The organism is Candidatus Methylospira mobilis, assembly GCF_009498235.1.
GTDB lineage: Bacteria > Pseudomonadota > Gammaproteobacteria > Methylococcales > Methylococcaceae > Methylospira > Methylospira mobilis.
The window spans coordinates 2,213,547-2,228,049 of sequence record NZ_CP044205.1 but is presented as its reverse complement, the minus strand read 5'-3'; the positions used below and the strand labels follow the sequence as shown (position 1 = coordinate 2,228,049).

At 50.2% G+C, this 14,503-nt stretch carries 15 protein-coding genes, 1 tRNA gene and 1 pseudogene; 10 read left to right on the top strand and 7 right to left on the bottom strand.

The window, feature by feature from the left end; translation table 11 throughout:
* Positions 1 to 21 precede the first annotated feature (21 nt).
* Together F6R98_RS09935 and F6R98_RS09930 are read right to left on the bottom strand one after the other, a co-directional pair.
* On the bottom strand, positions 22 to 894 hold the full coding sequence (locus F6R98_RS09935) for a 23S rRNA (adenine(2030)-N(6))-methyltransferase RlmJ (protein ID WP_153248874.1): 873 nt from the start codon (positions 892 to 894) through the stop codon (positions 22 to 24).
* Positions 895 to 994: 100 nt separating this feature from the next.
* Positions 995 to 1,071: transfer RNA gene (locus F6R98_RS09930), tRNA-Met, on the bottom strand.
* A gap of 245 nt (positions 1,072 to 1,316) precedes the next feature.
* On the opposite strand from F6R98_RS09930, the pseudogene F6R98_RS09925 reads away from it, so the two are divergent.
* Positions 1,317 to 1,469: pseudogene (locus tag F6R98_RS09925) on the top strand (transposase); the annotation flags it as partial.
* Positions 1,470 to 1,936: 467 nt separating this feature from the next.
* Here F6R98_RS09925 and htpG read toward each other — a convergent pair.
* Together htpG and F6R98_RS09915 are read right to left on the bottom strand one after the other, a co-directional pair.
* The gene (htpG, locus tag F6R98_RS09920; protein ID WP_153248873.1) at positions 1,937 to 3,838 is read right to left on the bottom strand and encodes a molecular chaperone HtpG; all 1,902 of its coding nucleotides are present in this window, start codon (positions 3,836 to 3,838) and stop codon (positions 1,937 to 1,939) included.
* Between the two features lie 100 nt (positions 3,839 to 3,938).
* The gene (locus F6R98_RS09915; RefSeq protein WP_153248872.1) at positions 3,939 to 4,805 is read right to left on the bottom strand and encodes an NADP-dependent methylenetetrahydromethanopterin/methylenetetrahydrofolate dehydrogenase; all 867 of its coding nucleotides are present in this window, start codon (positions 4,803 to 4,805) and stop codon (positions 3,939 to 3,941) included.
* A 273-nt stretch (positions 4,806 to 5,078) separates the two neighbouring features.
* Here F6R98_RS09915 and fchA point away from each other — a divergent pair, with 273 nt between their 5' ends.
* The 9 genes from fchA (at position 5,079) to F6R98_RS09870 (ending at position 13,102) form a co-directional block, all read left to right on the top strand.
* Positions 5,079 to 5,702: a methenyltetrahydrofolate cyclohydrolase gene (gene fchA / locus F6R98_RS09910; protein WP_153248871.1), complete on the top strand. Its 624-nt coding sequence runs from the start codon at positions 5,079 to 5,081 to the stop codon at positions 5,700 to 5,702.
* A 4-nt stretch (positions 5,703 to 5,706) separates the two neighbouring features.
* Positions 5,707 to 6,408 (top strand): leucyl/phenylalanyl-tRNA--protein transferase, encoded by a 702-nt coding sequence (gene aat / locus F6R98_RS09905; protein ID WP_153248870.1) that lies wholly within the window; start codon positions 5,707 to 5,709, stop codon positions 6,406 to 6,408.
* Positions 6,405 to 7,136 carry an arginyltransferase gene (locus F6R98_RS09900; protein ID WP_153248869.1) on the top strand — a complete coding sequence of 244 codons (732 nt, stop codon included), beginning with the start codon at positions 6,405 to 6,407 and terminating at the stop codon, positions 7,134 to 7,136. The genes aat and F6R98_RS09900 overlap by 4 nt, the downstream gene beginning before the upstream one ends.
* 138 nt (positions 7,137 to 7,274) lie before the next feature.
* A complete protein-coding gene (infA, locus tag F6R98_RS09895; RefSeq protein WP_153248868.1) occupies positions 7,275 to 7,493 on the top strand; it encodes a translation initiation factor IF-1 in 219 nt (72 codons plus the stop codon).
* Positions 7,494 to 7,784: 291 nt separating this feature from the next.
* On the top strand, positions 7,785 to 8,276 hold the full coding sequence (locus F6R98_RS09890) for a DUF2721 domain-containing protein (RefSeq protein ID WP_153248867.1): 492 nt from the start codon (positions 7,785 to 7,787) through the stop codon (positions 8,274 to 8,276).
* Positions 8,277 to 8,325: 49 nt separating this feature from the next.
* Entirely contained in the window at positions 8,326 to 10,629 is a 2,304-nt protein-coding gene (locus F6R98_RS09885; protein WP_153248866.1) for a type VI secretion system Vgr family protein, read from the top strand.
* Between the two features lie 41 nt (positions 10,630 to 10,670).
* The gene (locus F6R98_RS09880; protein ID WP_153248865.1) at positions 10,671 to 10,820 is read left to right on the top strand and encodes a hypothetical protein; all 150 of its coding nucleotides are present in this window, start codon (positions 10,671 to 10,673) and stop codon (positions 10,818 to 10,820) included.
* Between the two features lie 659 nt (positions 10,821 to 11,479).
* Positions 11,480 to 12,385, top strand: a complete 906-nt coding sequence (locus F6R98_RS09875; RefSeq protein ID WP_194270215.1) for a GHMP family kinase ATP-binding protein — start codon at positions 11,480 to 11,482, stop codon at positions 12,383 to 12,385.
* A 30-nt stretch (positions 12,386 to 12,415) separates the two neighbouring features.
* A complete protein-coding gene (locus F6R98_RS09870) occupies positions 12,416 to 13,102 on the top strand; it encodes a zonular occludens toxin domain-containing protein (RefSeq protein ID WP_153248863.1) in 687 nt (228 codons plus the stop codon).
* A 75-nt stretch (positions 13,103 to 13,177) separates the two neighbouring features.
* Here the strand turns inward: F6R98_RS09870 and F6R98_RS09865 are convergent, their stop codons facing one another.
* From F6R98_RS09865 to F6R98_RS09855, 3 genes are read right to left on the bottom strand one after another with little or no spacing between them, the layout of a single operon-like run.
* A complete protein-coding gene (locus tag F6R98_RS09865) occupies positions 13,178 to 13,465 on the bottom strand; it encodes a type II toxin-antitoxin system RelE/ParE family toxin (RefSeq protein WP_153248862.1) in 288 nt (95 codons plus the stop codon).
* Entirely contained in the window at positions 13,453 to 13,704 is a 252-nt protein-coding gene (locus F6R98_RS09860) for a ribbon-helix-helix domain-containing protein (protein ID WP_153248861.1), read from the bottom strand. Before F6R98_RS09860 ends, F6R98_RS09865 begins: the two co-directional genes overlap by 13 nt.
* Entirely contained in the window at positions 13,701 to 14,498 is a 798-nt protein-coding gene (locus F6R98_RS09855) for a DNA-binding protein (protein ID WP_153248860.1), read from the bottom strand. Before F6R98_RS09855 ends, F6R98_RS09860 begins: the two co-directional genes overlap by 4 nt.
* Positions 14,499 to 14,503 lie beyond the last annotated feature (5 nt).

The following is a 14,503-nucleotide window of genomic DNA, read 5'->3' as shown; positions in this document are numbered from 1 at the left end:
CAATGACGCTCTGACTAAATTTTACGAGTTTGCGTTTCCGGGCAATCTTTCAGGTGGATACGCCAGCCACTCCAGTTTGAACAAGCCCTTGCCGTCCGGGGAAAGTTTATTCAGCAGCCAGGGACCGGCAGCTTCGAGTTGTTGATCGAGTTGCCAGGGCGGGTTGATAATGATTAGTCCGCTTCCGTTCAGGCGTAACGGCTGATATTGATCGTGTATGGTCAGCTCGGTACATAAGATGGGCGCAATGCCGCTACGCGCCAGTTGGCGATGAAACCAGTCCAGCGCGGCTTTGTCCTGTATCGGATACCACACCGCATAAATGCCGGTAGACCAGCGTTTATAGGCCTGTTTCAGTGCTTCCAGCAGGCGTTCGCGTTCGTCCTTCAACTCGAAGGCGGGATCGATAAGCACAACGCCTCTACGCTCTCTGGGAGGAAGCAGGGCTTTGAGCGCTTGATAGCCGTCCATTGCGTGTACTTTTACCGCGCTGTCTTTTGCGAACAGGGTTTTCAATGCGCCCGCCTCGGTGTTGTGCAGATCGCATACATCCATGCGGTCGCCGGCGCGCATGAAAAAACGTGTCAGGCAGGGAGAGCCGGGGTAGGTATTGAGCGCGCCTTGCGGGTTGATGTGGCGAACCACTTCGAAATAACCTTGCGCCTCGTCAGGTATGTCCTTTTCCTGCCATATTCGTCCGATACCGCTTTCATATTCGCGGTTTTTACGCGCCATGCCGGAATTCAGGTCGTAGCACCCGCTGCCACCATGCGTATCCAGGTAATAAAAGGGCTTGTTTTTGCGGAGCTGGGATTGTATGAGCAGGCTCAGCACCAAGTGCTTGAATACGTCGGCAAAATTGCCGGCGTGAAAGCCGTGGCGATAGCTGAGCATGGGGATTTCTGAGTGGGGTAAACAAAAAGGCCAAACCGATAATCGTGTATGGCCTCATGATGCGCGCTAACCGCTTATTTTTATTATTATAACTTGTATATGGTAGCGGGGACAGGATTTGAACCTATGACCTTCGGGTTATGAGCCCGACGAGCTACCAGACTGCTCCACCCCGCGTTAGTCCGTCTATTATGCAGATGTGTAGGTAATATGTCAAGTATTCATGTCATTTTCTTGTAACATGACGCTGATGCATTGCTTCGATCAGTCAAGTAGTCACTAAAGCCATGTGATCAAGCGGGCGAATTACAAATGGACAGTTTTTAGAAGCTGTTCACGATTTTTGCTAACAAGTTGTAAAATAGCAGAGTGAGAAAAAATACCCAAGCGATATCAGTTAAAGAAGCCTTTGAGCAAATCCAACCTTTGCGGTGATACCTCAACGCCGGATGGTTGAACGCTCTTTCGCCTGGTTGGAAAAATGCCGGCGTTTATGGAAAAACTGCGAGCGCGAGCTCAATACCAGCTTGCAGTTTATCCATTTGGCCTTCCTGGCGTTACTACTGAAAAGATTATGTGAACAGCTTCTAAGAGCCGCATGCCGCATGCCTCATGCCGTAATCGGGATGATTAGATGTGCGCGATCGCGCGTTAATGCTTACAATACGAAGGAAACATATCGAGTGTGCCATTTGTCAAATTATTGATGATCCACAAGATATGATTACCATTCGGCAGGAATTGCGCCACCGTTGCACTGAAGTGATTTCTATCGCACTTGATCCAGTGCGGGACTAACCGTCTGCCGAGTTATCGCCAGTCGATGCCATTGCTGCTTTTCTAGGTAAAGGTGCCGCAGCGGAACGCCTGTTGATGGATCGTTGCATCGAGCATGAAGCATGAGCGGCTTTTACTCGATACTTCTGCATTGTTGGTTTTGCACGATAACGAGCCAGATGTTGAGCGAGTCACCATCAGGCGTTTATGCGGCGAGCGGCGATCCGCCTGAGCAAGTACGCTCAGGCGGGGGATCTGTGACTTTTTAGTCTGCCAGATTTTGCAGCAAGCCGTTCAGTTTATGCACGAAGCTGGCCGGGTCGTCCAGTTGCCCGCCTTCGCTCAGCACCGCCTGATCGAACAGGATATGCGCCAGATCGTCGAAGCGGCTGTCGTTGCTTTCGTCGCGCAGCTTTAACACGATAGGGTGCTTGGGGTTGATTTCCAGTATCGGTTTGCCGCCTGCCGCGAATTGGCCTGCCGACTTCATGATGCGTTCCATGGTGCGGCTCATGCCGTAATGCTCGGTGACCAGGCAGGCGGGCGAATCGGTGAGACGGTGGCTGAGTTTGACATCGCCAGCTTTGTCGTTGAGGGTTTTCTTGATTTTTTCGATCAGCCCCTCGAAATCCTTGGCGACATTTTCTACTTCCTGTTTTTCTTCTTCCGTTTCCAGATCGCCCAGATCCAGTTCGCCTCTGGCGACGGATTGCAGATGCTTGCCGTCGTATTCGGACAGGTGCGATACCAGCCATTCGTCGACGCGTTCGTGCAGCAGGATGACTTCGATGCCCTTTTTCTTGAAGATTTCCAGATGCGGGCTATTTTTGGCCGCAGCCAGATTTTCTGCAGTGACATACCAGATTTTATCCTGGCCTTCCTTCATGCGTCCGATATAGTCGTCGAAGGAAACATCCTGTACATCCGAGGCGCTGTGCGTCGAGTTGAAACGCATCAGTTTGGCAATGCGCTCCTTGTTGGCAAAGTCTTCGATCGGACCTTCCTTGATGACCTGGCCGAATTGCTTCCACAGTGCGGCGTATTTTTCCGAATCGTTTTTGGCGAGGTCTTCGAACAGCCCCAGCACTTTTTTCACAGCGCCGGCGCGAATTTTGTCCAGCAGTTTGTTTTCCTGCAGGATTTCACGCGAGACGTTGAGCGGCAGCGAGTCGGAATCGATCACGCCGCGGATGAAGCGCAGATAGCGCGGCATCAGTTTTTCGGTATCGTCCATGATGAAGACTTTGCGCACATAGAGCTTGATGCCGTGCTTGGTCTCCCGGTCCCATAGGTCGAACGGCGCATGAGCCGGCACGTACAGCAGCAGGGTAAATTCGTTGGTGCCTTCGACGCGGCTATGTACGCGCGCCAGCGGTTCCTGGAAGTCGTGCGAAACGTGCTTGTAGAATTCGTTATAAGCTTCGTCGGTTATCTCGTCGCGCGATTTGGTCCACAACGCGGAAGCGCTGTTGATGGTTTCGTATTCTTCGGGCTGAGCGTCCGCATCTTCGCCGTGATGTTCTTTCTTCATCTCGATAGGCAGCGAGATATGGTTGGAGAACTTCTGTACCGTGGTGCGCAGTCGCCAGCTTTCCAGGAAATCGTCCTCGCCGTCGCGCAGATGCAGGATGACGCGGGTGCCGCGCTGCGGTTTTTCTATCGATTCCAGCGTGTAATCGCCTTCGCCCTGCGATTCCCAGCGCACGCCTTCGGAATGCGCCGCGCCCGCGCGGCGCGTTTCCAGCACCACGCGGTCGGCGACGATGAAAGACGAATAAAAACCGACGCCGAACTGGCCGATCAGCTGGCTGTCTTTCGCTTCGTCGCCGGTGAGTGCTTCGAAGAACTGGCGCGTGCCGGAGCGCGCTATGGTGCCGATGTTCTGTTGCACTTCCTCGCGGCTCATGCCGATGCCGTTGTCGGTAATGGTCAGCGTGCGCGCATCCTTGTCGAGTTCGATGCGGATCTTCAGCTCGCTGTCGTCTTCGTACAGCGCTTCATGGCTCAGTGCGCTGAAGCGCAGCTTGTCGGCGGCGTCCGATGCATTGGAAATCAGTTCGCGCAGGAAGATTTCCTTGTTGCTGTATAGCGAATGGATCATCAGCTGAAGCAGCTGTTTGACTTCGGCTTCGAAGCCCAATGTTACTTTCTGTTCTGCAATTGTCATGTTTTAGCTAACCCTGGATGGTGGAACAAGTTGTTTATTAACTCTGTACGCGTCATTCGATGGGGGCTGTTATTGTTTTTTTCAAGAGTCGGCCGTTTAATCACGCCATGTTCTTCGCAATCGCCAGGATTTCTTCGACATCCAGCACCAAATCGTTTTGCTCGAACAGGCGCGCTATGCAGGCGCGGTGCAGCGCCAGTTTCAGTGTGCCGAAACCGATGGCGCCCCAGACGATTTTGCCGTGCTTTTCTGCGCCTCGATCCAGCACGTCGGTTCCACCTATCCCGAGCTGCGGAGTGGCGTTGGCGTCCATGATTACTTCCAGATTCGTATTGTTTTGCCAGTGCTCGGCGTCAAGCAGCGCAATGCCCGCCGCGCCAGTTGCAAAGACAATTTGCGCATCCCGGATGGCGGTCGCGCGCGCTTCGTTGTCTATTGCTTCAACCGGCGTCAGTTTGACGCCGAAACGGCTTTGCATCGCTGCGCAGGCATCCGTTGCATGGGCCAGACTGCGCGAGGTGACGCTGACATCTGCGCCCTCCCTGGCTAGCATGACGGCGGCGCGCTGCCCGACGGGACCGGTGCCTGCCAGCACTACCGCCTTTTTTGCCGCTAGATTGCCGCTTTTAAAGCTTCCGATCAGCTTTGCCACGCCGGCTGCGGCAGTGGTATTGCTGCCGTTGCTGTCGATCATCACTGAAACGCGGAAGTCGGCGAAAAACGTGTTTTTTACCGCCTTCAACAGATGCTCCCCGGCGATCAAATCGCTGCCGCCGATGAAAATCGCGGTGTTTTTTTTGTCTTTGGGCGCGCGCGTGAAAATGGCGCCTTCGACCAGTTTTCCTACGGTTTCCGGGGATAGTCCGGCATGACCGATAACGTGATCGGCTCCGCCATCGTAAGCCACGACTGTGTCGAAAGCCGATGTGTGAATATCTGTGTCAAACTGGAATAAAAGTTTTTTCATGAATCCTTACTGTAGTGAAGTTTGTAATTGCCCTGATCGGGACTCACCGGCACATTATTACATTGTATCCCAGTTTTTCCGGGCGTAAATCAGGACACTTGGAAGTGTAGAGTAATGAAGGGCAGGAAAGAGTGTCCATACACAATCATTCGCTGCCTGTCGCCAGGATAAATCATTGAAAAAAATGGGCGTATATTTTAAGTAAACAGGCATGGCCGCGCTGTTATACTTGCCTATTGGTTTTTACATATTGAGAAGCGGGAATTGAAACGTATGATTGAGGATACGTCGCTTGAGGTATTTTTGAATGAGCTGGCCAGCAAGACCCCTACGCCGGGTGGCGGCAGCGCCGCCGCCATCATGGGCGGCATGGGGGCGGCGCTGGTCGCGATGGTCTGTAACCTGACCATAAACAAAAAAGCTTATGAAGCAGTAGACGCAGAAATGAGGGATATTCTGCAGCGGGCGGAAGTTTTGCGCGAGCAATTGACGGGCATGATGCGGCAGGATATCGAAGCATTTGACCGTGTAATGTCGGCTTATGGGTTACCCAGGGAGACTGAAGCGGAGAAGGCTGTGCGTAGTCAGGCTATCCAGTCGGCGCTCAAGGACGCAACCGAAGTACCGCTCGCTTGCGCCCGCGCCAGTGCCGAGATAATCGCGCTGAGCCGCGTAGTTGCGGAAAAAGGCAACAAGAATGTAGTGAGCGACGCCGGAGTGGCGGTTGTAGCGGCTTATGCGGCGCTGAAATCGTCTGCGCTCAGTGTCCGTGTCAATACCGGAGCCTTAAGCGACGTATCGTTTGCGACGCAAAGCATAACCGAACTGGACGTGATCCTGGACGGCGCCGATACCGCCATGCGGGAAATCTACCAGGAGGTTGTGCATCGCCTATAGTCACATGCCGGCATCGCTGGACCCGCATAATCCGTATCAGCCGTTTCCGGATATCCGGATGGCGCTGGCGGAGCCGAACGGATTATTGGCCGTAGGCGGGTGTTTGTCTCCGGTTCGCTTGCTCAATGCGTACCGCCATGGCATATTCCCATGGTATGGGAATGATGACCCGATATTGTGGTGGTCGCCTGATCCGCGCTGGGTGATTCACCCTGAAGATTACAAGCCGGCTCGGAGTTTGGCCAAACAAATGCGTCGCGGGGACTTCAGCTTCAGTCATGATCGCGCTTTCGAGCATGTGTTGCAAGGCTGCGCTGCGCCGAGGCCGGGCGTTGCGGGAACCTGGATTACTCCGGAAATGCAGGCTGCCTACCAGGAGCTGTATCGCAAGGGTTTCGCGCATTCATTCGAGGCCTGGCAGGGCGGGAAGCTGATGGGCGGACTTTATGGGGTGACGCTAGGGCGGGCTTTTTTTGGCGAGTCCATGTTTCATCGCGTCAGCAATGCATCCAAGGCCGTTTTTGCTTATGCCATGACTTGCCTTGCCGCTTGGGGCTATAAACTGGTGGATTGCCAGGTTTATAGCGCTCACTTGGAATCGCTGGGCGCAGAGGCAATTTCCCGCACCGATTTTGCCGGGAAATTATATGTTGCTTGCAGGCACGAGCCTTTGGCCAGCGCTTGGGAGCAGGAGAGTGGAGCATGAAGCGTGTGGAGTTGTATCTGGCTGGAGAGCAGCCCTGTTCTTACTTGCCCGACCTGCGCGCGCGCATGGCGCTGGTTTCTCCCGAAACGCCGATGAATACTACCTTGTATTCCCAACTTGCACACCAGGGATTCCGGCGTAGTGGCGATGCTGTTTATATTCCTTTTTGCGATGAATGTGAGGCTTGCATACCTGTTCGCCTGCCTGTGAACAGCTTTAAGCCGAATCGAGCGCAGTCGCGAGTCTGGCGGCGTAATTCCGACCTTGTAGCGCTGGTCAAGCCGCTGAATTTTCAGCATGAGCAGCGCCATTTGCTGTTCAACTACCTGCGGGCGCGTCATGATGAAACAGCGGAAGACAGCGTAGCTTCCAGCTACGAAGACTTTCTTCAGGCCGATTGGGTGAACGGGCGCCTGGTTGAGTTCCGGCTCGAAGAGAAGTTGCTGGCGGTTGCGGTCGTCGACTATCTGGCTGACGGACTTTCCGCTGTTTACACCTTCTACGATATCGATGCAGCCGAAGCACGCAGCCTGGGAATCTACGCGGTTTTATGGCAGATCGAAGAAGCTCGTCGATTGGACCTGGCATGGCTCTATCTTGGTTTTTGGGTCGAGCATTGCCGGAAAATGACCTATAAAAACAGCTATCGGCCTATCGATGCGTTATTGAACGGTGAGTGGCGGCGTTTTGAAAAAGGCGAGAAGATAGCCTCGACTCTGATACAATGAAACAAATTGTAACTATTCAGCGAGCGCTTTTTCGGCATGACCGAAGCGCTCGCTGAATAGTTACAAACAATCAATGGTTCCGGTCAAACCCTGGCAGGTTTGTACCGAATCGCCCAACAACAGTTCAGAGAAAGGTGCATGTCAAAAGAAGATCAAATTGAAATGGAAGGAAAGGTAATCGATACCTTGCCGAACACCATGTTTAGAGTGGAACTGGATAACGGTCATATTGTCACGGCCCATATTTCCGGAAAAATGCGCAAGCACTACATTCGTATTCTAACCGGCGACCGCGTTAAAGTGGAAATGACGCCTTACGACCTTAGTAAAGGCCGCATCACTTTCCGCCAGCGCTGACCACGGTCTTCAAAGTATGTCGTGCGCCGAATGGCGCGCTACCGAACCGGCGCCCGGGGCTCGAATGTCCCTCGAAAAGTATTTCCGGCTGGCTCAATATGCATATCAGGGTCTCGGGAGACAAGCGTTTGCAATAGCGCATGCAGTACAGCCCTGAACTCTTCAACCGTAACGAGAAGTTGCGGCGCAAAATTTAAGTGCGAATGGATGGCGTTTGATGCACGGGATGCCAAGACACTCGAAGATGACATTGACAAAATCCTGACCGGTTTTGGCTCAGATTATTGAAAAATGGCATTTAAGTATGCTGATAATATCATGAATTATGGTTTCTCAGATATTGATATCGGTAAATTGATTCAGATTTCCGTAGCCCCTGTTTTTTTGCTGGCTGGTATAGGGGCAATTATTTCCATTCTTTCCGCACGGATAACGAGGATAATAGATGTCGCGCGCCAGCTGGATCAGCGGTTGGACGGTGTTGATGAAGTTCACCATAACCATCTAAATGAAGAACTAAGGGCATTGTCTTATCGTTCAAAAGTAGCTGGTTGGTCCATTACGCTGTGCGTCATTTCAGAGTTGTTTATTTGCATTCTAATTGCGCTTCATTTTATTGGCGGATTGTTTCAGTACAGCGTATCTTTAGCCGTTGCGATATTGTTTGTCATTTCCATGCTGTTTCTTGTTGCAGGGCTGATTTTTTTTCTACATGAGATATTTATCTCAACAATGTCAATTCGCATGATTATGGAAAAAATATATTTCCGCCATCAAAAATAATGGCGCAGATTTCAATTAATTTTGTCAAAATCAGCAATTCGGTGAAATCATGAACGCATCCGGTCAACTCAGCGGTTCGAATCGCCGCTTTACCTTTTCCTGCGCAAATCTGGCGAACACTAGCTTCGAAGTGGTGCGCTTCGAAGGCGAAGAAGCCTTATCTTCGCTTTACCGCTTTGAGCTGCTGCTCGCTGTAGCGGATCACGGCGATCTGGACGAAAGCCGGATTATAGGGCGGCCCGCGCTGTTTACCCTCAACGACGGCGTAGCAGGCGGCATGACCACCGCTTATCACGGTCTGGTGCAGGATTTCAGCTATGCGTATCAGGCAACAACCGGCTGGACTATCTATCGCGCGGTTCTGGTACCCAAAATGTGGCGCTTGACGGCCTACCATTTAAGCGAGGTTTATCTCAATAAAAATCCTAATGAAATATTTAAACTGATTTTGGATAATGCCGGGTTTAGCTCAAATGATTTCGAGTGGCGATTACCTCGTGACAGGCAAAGTTTTCTAATCAATTATATTTGCCAATATCAGGAAAGCTATTACGAATTTATCGAGCGCTGGGCCGACCGTTTGGGCGACTATTGGTGGTATGAAGAAAACGAAGGCAGTGAAAAAATCGTTTTCACCCATTCGCTCATGGCGCACAAGAACGAGGCGCTTCAACTGCATTATCTGCCTATCGGCAATCATGCCGGCGCGAACGAAATCCGCCGTTTGCAAAGTCTGGAGTGTGAAACCCGCTGTTTACCGGAACGGGTCACTGTAATGGATTATTTTCATGAGAAATCATCTCTGGGCATCAAGGCGACGCAAACGGTTGATCCTGAAGGTATCGGTGAAGTGTTTCTGTACGGACAAAACCTGAGAAGCAATGAAGTGGCAAGCAAAGTGGCGCAATTGCACGCTGAAACCCTCCGCTGCCGAGCCAAACAATATTCGGGCAGCAGTGACGCAACCGGCTTGCGGTGCGGGCATCTGCTGGAGGTGACCGGGCATCCGCGCAGCAGTTTTAACCGCCGCTATCTGCTGACGCGCGTCCGGCATTGCGGTTCGCAGGCAATTGCGCTGCTGGAGCTGGGTTTGACTGTCCCCGCGTCAGCGCAAGAGAAAACGGCGAGTGTAGACTTTTATCGGGCGGACATCAATGCGATACCGTCTGATGTTCAGTTCCGCTCCGAAATGCGGCGTCCATGGCCCAAAATAGAGGGCACGCTGACTGCATTTATCGATGCCGAAGGCGACGGCGAATACGCTGAATTGAATGAAAGCGGCGAATACAAGGTACAGATGCCCTTTGTTGTCACTGATAAATATGCGGGGAAATGCTCAGCCTGGATCAGAAAATCTTCTGAATATGCCGGCTTTGGCGGGCAAGGCATGCACTTTCCATTGAGAAAGGGCGCCGAGGTATTGCTGTCATTTATCAATGGCGATCCGGATCAGCCTGTTATTATAGGAGCCGTTCCAAACTCTGTCGCCGGCAATGTTGTTAATAACGACAACCGGACGCAGTCAAAGCTGCAAAGCTCTGCGGGTAACTATATTATTATGGAGGATAAAGCGTTACTTGCGAATCTATTTATGGGGTCACCTATGTTCGCATCGTCGTTGACTTTGGGTGCTCCATTAGGGATATGCGCTAACACAGCGGGTCTTATTTCGCTTGCCAGCGCCGGAAATGTTTTAATCGATACAGCATCTGCTGTTGATATAAAAGCCGCTGTGGGCATTAAGCTTTCTGCGCCAACTGATATAACTCTGAGTTCTGCAGGACCTGTGATTACTACAGCTGCAAGCAAAACTGAATTGTTTCTTGGAGAGGAGTTTCAGTTGGTTGGAGATACAAACAAAATTATAAGAGGGCAGTCTAACACTGTGACTATAGGCAATAAGCTAGACTTAGCAGCGAGCGTCAAGTTTGATATAAACGCTTCATCATCAACAACAATGACTGTTGGGACGAAGCTTGACACATTTCTTGGGGCTAAGTTTGAGTGGACTACAGCCGCAGCTTTTAAAATGACTACGGGTGTAACTTTTGATAATAAACTTGGTCCAAATATTGAAAATAAATATGTTAATTTTAAAAATACTGCAATGGCGGTTAAGAAAGAAGATGTTGAAGTCAATGTAAAAGAAGTGGTGGTTGACAGTGTGCAAGCTCAAATTCAAAGTTTAGAGGCACAAATTCAAGAAGTCACGACAGAGCTGCTGGACGCACAATGTAGAATAAGTTCTCTTGAATTTGAATTACAAGAATCATCAATGTCTATGCGGAGCAGTACTACTGTAATAAATAGAGGTACTTTTACTATGAACGATGGAATTCAAATGAATATGTAGAAGATCAAATTAAAGCGCAAGATCTCGGTTTATCCGAAATCATGTCAGAACTAAAAACGATAGAGGCGACGGCAGCATACGTTGGAGCTAGACTTGATGAAGTAATAGCGGAAATAAAAAAAGCCAACAGCAAGGTTGTAACTGCAAAAATCGCTGTTGAAAGCGCTATTAAAATATTCACGCCGCCGTAATATGGCCTGAAACGCTCGGTGCTTCATATGGTGTAATTGCGGAATAATACATGTGATGCGCTTAATTGAAAGCGAAAGAGAATCGCATCTAGCATTATAGGTCTAATCTGGTTTAGCAAAGCTTCCGAAATATGCTCCTGAATCCGTGATGGTTAGAGTCAACAGCGTGATTTTACAAGAAATTCACGTTCATTATGGGTGAGGCAAAAAGCGCCGCATCCATATGAATTCTATGGCTATTCAGAAAATAAACCACGGATTCAGGATGCTATAAATATCACAGTATTATTATGAATAGCTGCCTAATACATGTTCAATTACACAGCATTGTACAGTTAATTAAGTCGATTAAACTTTAGCTAAATATGGGTTCCAGGGTCGTGAAAACCCGTTTTTAAAGGAAAAAAATGGTCTGAGCGGAAACAAGAAGGTAAGATAACCGACTCGAAATTAGCGCCGAAGACTATAGCGTTATCTATCCCATAACAGAACCTAATCACCATTTTTAATGTGCAATTTTTTCTTTACGGCGGTCAGACCCAGTCATCAAGCGCTTTCCCGCAACGTCAAACATGCTTAAAACATGGTCGTTGCTATTTTTCCGTTTCGCGGGCATACCCACCTGCGATATCAAGCTTTCAAGCGCTAAATATAAGAAAATGCAGGTAAAGTTTAAACCACACACCGAAATAGTTGGTTATGGCTATTCTCAAGGGCATCATGGAGAAATTTTCCAGGGCGTTACACTGCAAGGCGGTAAAAAGCGCCCGCAGCCTGTTTTGGTGACCTTGCCGTGTCCAAGGTATCGCTCCACGGCGGTTTATCATGGACTGCCGCAACAATCCCTGCAAATATTGCCTTCCAATAAAACAAAAGCATTGCGGGCGGCACTACATACGCTGGCTTTGCTTGGCGTCTCCCGCTTGGGCGGCTGGTTATCTATCGATAGCAACATACCGGTAGGGCGTGGTTTGGGATCGTCCAGCGCCGATGTTATAGCGGCTATTCGTGCGGTTGCCAATGCGTTTGGTAAAACCTTGCCGCCGCAAACCATCGCACGTTTGGCGGTGCAAGCCGAAGCAGCTTCCGATTCGTTGATGTTTGACGACGCCTGTGTACTGTTTGCGCAACGCGAAGGCGTTGCCGTCGAGCGGTTTTCAGCACCATTGCCGCCGATGGATATACTCAGCATTCAGTATATCTCAGAAAGTGCAAGTATCGACACGATTGCATTGCCGCTTCCCGAATACTCCACTCAGGAGGCCGTTGAGTTCGCCGCATTGTTGAATCGGTTAAGACAGTGCGTACTCGAACGCGACCCAGGGCAAGTCGCTGCGGTAGCCAGTGCCAGCGCACGTATTAACCAGCTTTTTTTGCACAAGCCGCATCTGGAGGAAATAGAGTGCATCGGCAGATCTTACGGCGCATTAGGCGTTCAGGTTGCGCATAGCGGTAGCGTGATCGGCCTATTGTTCAGTAAAGGCGATAGAGAAGGGGCCATATCTGCGCGATACGAATTGGGCGCATATCTGGGAAGTGCCGTTGAGTTGCGTCTATTCGATTGATGCTAGAGGGTGTCGAGGGTGTAAGAGTTTTTGTGTAAACGGGGTCGTCATCGGGGTTTTGATCTTTATTTAATTACGCAGCATCCAAAATTTATAGATCAGAATATCCGTCGTCTTTCTGATGTACATTTTCATCATCGCCGCCATTTCAAGTCTAAAGTTCAGACTGTTTGCCGCTGGGAAGGTGTTAACGATGAGCCTGAAATAGCCCTAACTGATGATGATGCGCAAAAACAAAAAAAGCCCTATGATCCTGAATTGTTTCAGTTCTATCGCTCTTCTGTCGATCACACGTATAAAGCAGAATTGCCTTACAAGAAGTTTGCAATTCTTGCGGCGGCTGTTGTTTGCTCTTTGACTCTTTTTTATTTTGCGCTTAACCCTTTTTTCAAGAATGCAGAAGCTGCACCAGAAAAGTCTAAGCCCGTTTCTCGTGTAACGCCTGTATCTTCTCCTGCTAATCCCGGCGCTTCGTCTTTGAGTCCACCTAAGCAGGTAGAACCTTCTGGCCGTGTTTCCGGTGTCGTTAGCGGGCCGACCGGTTCTTATGCTTTGCTTCATACCGGACAGCGTTCTTTTCATGTCCCGATAACGTTCTGCAAACGTGAATCTGGTCGTTATGTGTGTGATTATGGTGGAAAGCGCTTCGATGAGCTTTATTCGGAACCTGATCAAGATAGTAAAAAGAAGGGTATTATTGACGGTCTTTCTGGTTAAACCTTCAACGTTACACTATTTAAAGAAGCAGACTTGCCGGGACGCGCTCGCGCGGCACGGCGAGTCTGCTGTATGTTACCGGTTTTCTTTACCATGCCAAACGCGCAAAATAACTGCGTTACCGTTTGCTTTTACTCTGTACCTGACTACATAAGCGCTTCTTCCAAATTCCGCGTAGACTTCCCATGTTTTTGGGTTTTCGTAGATTATTTTTCCTGATTCCGGGAATTGTTCGATTATTTTTGTTGCTTCGATAATCGCCTTACGCGCCTTCTTTGCTGTAGGGCTGCTTTTTTCCTCGAGGAAATTTACTAAACGCGCCAAGTCATCAAGGGCTTCATGGCTCCAAATTACTTGGGGCATGGCGCATCTTCTCCAGCGTTGCAACGCTCCAGCCAGTTGATTACGCGTGCATTATCAATTCCGCCATTATTCAGGCAGTTCTGATACCTGCGCTCATCCTCTATTTTTTCCTGTTCCATTGCTACATAGCGGCTGATAGCGGTTTTGATGACATCCTCAAATTTCTGGTGTGAAAGCGCTGCTATGCTGTTCAGATCGGACGTGGTTTTGTCGTCTATCTCTATGGAAATAGTGTTCATGGTGCAGCCTCCGCTTTGACGTGGCCGGCCACGCTGGCCGGGGCGCTGTTTGTTTGTGTAACTGTTTTCTGTTTGGTTTTTTTCGACATACTGCCGTTACTGGCCGGTTTTTTCAATATCTCGATTTCCCGCGCCGCTGCTTCGAGTCGGGCCTGACAAGCCTGCTCTGCGATTCTGGCTATCTCCGTTTCCTTGTTCGCTTTTATTGTGCGATCCTGCTCCTGATCTATCCGCGCCCACATTTCGTTGAGCTGTACTGCTAGCCCCTCGGCTTTGCCTGTCGCGGTCGCCGCCTCGACTTTCAGCCCTTCAACTTGGTCTCTCAATATCTGGTGCTCTGTTTCCTGCTGTTTGATCTGTACGGCCATTGCGTCTGTTTTCCCGGCGCCGACTGCAAGCGCTTCTTTTAGCGACTCGATCACTGCCTTTTGCTCTTCGATTTCCAAGGAAAGCCTGTTATTTTCCTCGGTCAGCTCGTCGCGTTCGCTTTTTACCTGGGCAATTTCCATATCCAGATCAGCGCGATTGCCGCGCACTTGACGCGCGATCTCCTCCATAACGGCCAGTTGCACATCAGCCGCCAGTGTTGTGCTTGTCGGTATAGCAGGTGCTTTGCCTTCGTTCCACTCTTTCAGATGAGCCTGAATCGTTCCAAGGCTACCGCTCCCCAGCCGTTCACGTATTCCACGCAGGGTAGGGCGCCCACCTTCCGCTACGATCTGCTCCGCAATCGCTGCTACCCGCTCAAAGCTGATGCCTGAACGTCCTGGTCTTAACTCTAAAACTGCGTTCATAATAT